General features: G+C 71.9%; 7 protein-coding genes. All 7 read left to right on the top strand.

Annotation, left to right across the window (positions count from 1 at the left end):
- Window positions 1-183, top strand: a 183-nt coding sequence (locus AB0G02_RS28580) for a hypothetical protein (RefSeq protein ID WP_360799738.1), incomplete at its 5' end; no start/stop codon positions are given.
- A 26-nt stretch (window positions 184-209) separates the two neighbouring features.
- Window positions 210-644, top strand: coding sequence for a phage tail protein (locus tag AB0G02_RS28585; protein ID WP_360799741.1), 435 nt, complete (start codon window positions 210-212; stop codon window positions 642-644).
- Between the two features lie 27 nt (window positions 645-671).
- The gene (locus AB0G02_RS28590; protein ID WP_360799744.1) at window positions 672-1,436 is read left to right on the top strand and encodes a LysM peptidoglycan-binding domain-containing protein; all 765 of its coding nucleotides are present in this window, start codon (window positions 672-674) and stop codon (window positions 1,434-1,436) included.
- Complete coding sequence (locus AB0G02_RS28595; protein WP_360799747.1) at window positions 1,433-3,178, top strand: VgrG-related protein; 1,746 nt, start codon at window positions 1,433-1,435, stop codon at window positions 3,176-3,178. The genes AB0G02_RS28590 and AB0G02_RS28595 overlap by 4 nt, the downstream gene beginning before the upstream one ends.
- Before the next feature lie 19 nt (window positions 3,179-3,197).
- Window positions 3,198-3,512, top strand: a complete 315-nt coding sequence (locus AB0G02_RS28600; RefSeq protein ID WP_360799750.1) for a PAAR domain-containing protein — start codon at window positions 3,198-3,200, stop codon at window positions 3,510-3,512.
- A complete protein-coding gene (locus AB0G02_RS28605) occupies window positions 3,509-3,919 on the top strand; it encodes a GPW/gp25 family protein (protein ID WP_360799753.1) in 411 nt (136 codons plus the stop codon). The genes AB0G02_RS28600 and AB0G02_RS28605 overlap by 4 nt, the downstream gene beginning before the upstream one ends.
- On the top strand, window positions 3,919-4,733 hold an 815-nt coding region (locus AB0G02_RS28610), incomplete at its 3' end, for a putative baseplate assembly protein (protein WP_360799756.1). The genes AB0G02_RS28605 and AB0G02_RS28610, both read left to right, overlap by 1 nt.

Below are 4,733 nucleotides of genomic sequence, written 5' to 3' on the forward strand. Positions count from 1 at the left end.
GCCCCCGAGACCCGGACCGCCGAGACCCGCGCCGGGGAGCGCGGCGACGACGGCAGGCCCCTGCCCGCCATCGACCTCGACGACCTGGCCCGCAGGCTGCTCGACCCGGTCGGCCGGTTGCTGCGCGCCGAACTGCGCCAGGGTCGCGAGCGCACCGGCCGACTGCACGACCGCCGCCGCTAGCCGGCCGGCCCGACCAAGGAGCACCAGTGACCGACGACGTGTTCGCCAGCAGCGTCTTCTTCCGGTTGACCATCGCCGACGACGACCTCGGCATGTTCCACACCTGCGACGGCCTCGGCGCGCAGGTCGAGGTCGAGCAGTACGCCGAGGGCGGCAACAACGGCTTCACCTGGAGCCTGCCCTCGCGCATCACCTGGTCCAACATCACCATGACCCGCCCGGTGACCGCCGACTCGGCCAAGGTCCTCAAGTGGTTCAACGAGATCCTCAAGGAGGCCGACCGCGAGGACGGCGAGATCGTCGCGCTGGCCCCGGACCTCACCCCGATCGTCAGCTGGCAGGTGATGGGCATCATCCCGGTCCGCTGGCAGGGCCCCGGCTTCGACCCCAACCAGTCCCAGGCCGCCGTGGAGACGCTGGAGTTCGCCCACGAGGGCCTCCAGGCTTCCGGCGACGACTGAGCGCGCGAGCGGCGAGGAGAGCGGACCGTGGCATCGAAGTTCCAGGCCGGAGTCGCCAAGACGGGCAAGGCCGCGGCGGCGTACTTCGGCTCCAGCCTCGTCAAGGCGCAGCTGGTGATCATGGAGCCGCCGGCGAAGAGCGGTGCGAAACCGGGTGCGCGGCTGACCACGGTCAAGTTCCAGTTCAACCCCAACAAGCTCTCGCTGAGCAAGAGCGTCGAGTGGCGGCGCAAGCCGGCGCGGATGGCGGAACAGGCGTCGCTGCCGGAGTTCGTCGGCAGCGGTCCGCGGTCGCTGAGCGTGGACGTGTTCCTGGACGCGACCGCCGAGCACGACAACACGGTCGAGGTGGGGGTGGAGAAGCTGATGACCGCCTGCGTGCCGACGAAGGCCAGCCTGCGGAAGGAGAAGCCCGCGAGCCCGTGGGTGCGCTTCGAGTGGGGCACGGCCAAGTCGGTGTCCTTCGACGGCGTGCTGTCCAGCCTGTCGGTGGAGTACTCCCTGTTCGACGTGGACGGCAAGCCGCTGCGGGCCACCTGCTCGCTGTCCATCGAGGAGGCGGGGGTCGGCAAGCCCGGCCAGAACCCGACCTCCGGCTCGCGCGAGGCCCGGCGCACGCACCGCGTGGTCGCCGGGGACAGCCTGCCGCAACTGGCGTGGCGCGAGTACGGCGACGCCACCGCGTGGCGGGTCATCGCCGAGGCCAACGACATCGACGACCCCATGACCCTGGTGCCCGGCACGGAGCTGCTGGTCCCGGGCACCACGGGCGGAGCGGAGGAGGAGCGGTGAGCACGCCGAACGCGGAGGGCGACAACCTCGCCGCCAGTGCGGTGGTCAAGGTGAACGGCAACAAGCTGGGGGACGAGGCGAAGTTCCTGGTGCGCTGCGTCGTGGACGAGAACGTGGGCCTGCCCGACACCGCCGTGCTGGTCTACCGGGACGCGGACCGGGAACTGCTCCGGAGCTCCGGGATCAGGATCGGCAGCGAGGTGGAGGTGCTGTTCGCCACCTCCACCACGACGGCCGCCGAGCGGGTGTTCACCGGCGAGGTCACCGCGCTGGAGATGGACTACGACAACCCCGGCGTGTTCGTGGTGGTCCGGGCGACGAGCCGGGCGCACCGCCTGATGCGGGGCCGCAAGGTGCAGGCGTTCCGCAACATGTCCGCCTCGACCGTCGTGCGGAAGGTCGCCGCGGGCGCCGGGTTGACCGTGGGCAGGCTCGACGTCGCCAACGTCGTCTACCGGCACCTGAGCCAGGCCGGCGTGTCGGACTGGGACTTCCTCCAGCAGCTCGCCCTGGAGCACGACGCCGTGGTCCGGATCGACGGGGGCGGGCTGCTGGAGTTCGTCAAGCTGGTGCCGGCGAGCAAGGCGCCGAAGGCGGGGTCGAGCGACCCGCACGTGCTGAAGTTCGGCAGGAACACCCACTCGCTGCGCGCCGTGCTCACCACCGCCGACCAGGCCAACGGCGTCGAGGTGCGCAGCTGGGACGTCGCCACCAAGAAGGCGTTGGTGGCGGTGCAGCCCAACACGCCGAGCAAGACCGTCAAGCCCGGCCTGACCGCGAGCAGGGCCAACGCGAAGTTCCCCACCAAGGCACCCCTGCTGGTGACCGACACGCCCTACGCCACCCAGGCCGAGGCGACCCGCGCGGCGCGCTCGCTGGAGGCGTCGACCGGCGCGGGCTTCGGTGAGCTGGAGGCCGTGGTCGAGGGCAACCCCCAGCTCCGCGCGGGCGACCCCGTGACGGTGGCGGACTACGGCGACGACTTCGACGGCAGCTACACCGTGACCGGCGCGCGCCACGTGCTCGACCCCGAGCTCGGCTACCAGACCACGCTGACGGTCAGCGCCTCCTACGACCGGTCGCTGGCCGGCCTGGTCACGGGCGGCAACGCCCCCGTCCGCAGCGGGCGGATGCCCGGCCTGGCGACCGGGATCGTCACCGACATCAAGGAGCCCGGCCGGGACCAGCGCGGCTGGGTGCGGCTGAAGTTCCCGTGGCTGGACGACAACTACGTCACCGACTGGGTCCGCACCGTGCAGTGGGGCGGCGTCGGCGGCGGCGGGGTGTTCAGCCCCGAGGTCGACGACGAGGTGCTGGTCGGCTTCGAGCAGGGCAGCCTGGACCGGCCCTACGTGATCGGCGGCCTCTACAACGGCGTCGACAAGCCCTCGCCGCACGGCCGCCCGCTGGTGGACGCCCTGCGCGGCAAGGTCAACCGCCGTTCCGTGTCGGCGCGCAACGGCAACCGGCTGGAGTTGCTGGACAGCCGGGCCGCGTCCGGTGTCCGGCTGGTCACCGGTGACGAGCGGCTGGAGGTCGTGCTCGACGACAAGCTGAACCAGGTCGAGGTGTCCGTGCGCGGCCCGAAGGGCGTCCGGGTGCTCAGCTCGGTGACGCTCACCTCCACCGGCGCCACCATCAAGGCCGGCACGGGCTCCGTCACGCTCGACGGCTCCGGCATCACCATCGACGCCGGCCTGGGCGTGCTCACGCTCAAGGGCACCCTCATCAAGCTCAACTGACCACGTGAGGAGTTCCGCCATGCCCATCGCCGCCCGTCAGGGCGACCCGACCGTGCACGGTGGCGCCATCGGCCCGCCGCTCAACCCGCTGACGGCGGCCCGGTTGCTCACGGTGCTGATCGAGGGCAAGCCCGCCGCGACGATCAACTGCACGCACGTGTGCGCCGTGGTGCCGCACAACGCGGTGCCCAACATCGTCATGGTGTCGCCCACCATCGCGCGGCGGGGCGTGCTCATCGGCGGCATGGCCGCCGCCGGGGCCCTGGACGAGACCTCCTGCAAGGCCAAGATCTCGCCGCGCCCCGGCACCGTGCAGATCGGGGGTCCGCTGTGAGCGCCGACTTCGTCGGCCGCGGCTGGGGCTTCCCGCTGCGGGTCGGCCCCACCGGCGGCATCGGCATGGTCGACCGCGACCAGGAGATCCAGGAGGCCATCCGGATGATCCTGAGCACCGCGCCGGGCGAGCGGCCGATGCGGCCCGAGTTCGGCTGCGGTATCCACGACCTGGTGTTCGCCACCGCCGACGGCGCGACCGCCGGGCACGTCTCGCGCGAGGTGCGCGCGGCGCTGGACCGCTGGGAACCGCGCATCGACGTGGCCGACGTGGTGGTCGCGTTCGACTCGGTCGACGTCGGCACGCTCTACATCGACATCCGCTACACCGTGAAGTCCACCAACGACCAGCGCAACCTGGTCTTCCCGTTCTACACGATCCCTTCCGAGGAAGGGGAGGCCCCCTGATGGCGATCCCGGCGCCGAACCTGGACGACCGCCGCTTCCAGCAGTTCGTGGACGAGGCCAAGCGCTACGTCCAGCAGAGTTGTCCGGAGTGGACGGACCACAACGTGTCCGACCCCGGCGTCACCCTCATCGAGACCTTCGCGCACATGGTCGACCAGCTGGTGTACCGGCTGAACCGGGTGCCGGAGAAGAACTACCTGGCGTTCCTGGACCTGCTGGGCGTGCGCCTGTTCCCGCCCGCGGCGGCCCGCGCGCGGGTGACGTTCTGGTTGTCCGCGCCGCAGGCGGAGACCGTGACGCTGCCGGCGGGCACCGAGGTCGCGACGATGAGCACCGAGTCCTCCGAGGCGACGGTGTTCGCCACCACCGATGGGCTGCCGATCGTGCCGTGCGAGCTGGCGCGGCTGGTCACCCGGTCCGCGTCGGGGGAGCACGTCGACCGCACCAGGGACCTGGAGTCGGCCAAGGACGTGCCGTGCTTCCAGACCACGCCCGCGCCCGGTGACGCCACCCTGTTCGGGCTGACCGCCGCCGTGCCGAACTGCGTGGTGGTCCTGCGCCTGGAGAGCCGCGTCGAGGGCATCGGCGTCGACCCCCGGCAGCCCCCGCTGGTGTGGGAGGCGTGGGACGGCGCGGGCTGGGCGGCCTGCGAGGTGGACGAGGACGGCACCGGCGGCCTCAACCGGCCGGGCGAGGTCGTGCTGCACGTGCCCGGCGGCCACACCACGTCGGTGATCGCCGGGCAGCGCGCGGGTTGGCTGCGCTGCCGGGTCACCGAACCGGTGGCAGGCCAGCCGTTCTACTCCGAGTCGCC

Source organism: Actinosynnema sp. NPDC023658 (assembly GCF_040639995.1).
GTDB lineage: Bacteria > Actinomycetota > Actinomycetes > Mycobacteriales > Pseudonocardiaceae > Actinosynnema.

What these genes read in the sequence shown, in the direction of transcription:
- AB0G02_RS28600 (WP_360799750.1), top strand. Translation starts at nt 3,198, where the DNA reads ATGCCCATCGCCGCCCGTCAGGGCGACCCGACCGTGCACGGTGGCGCC.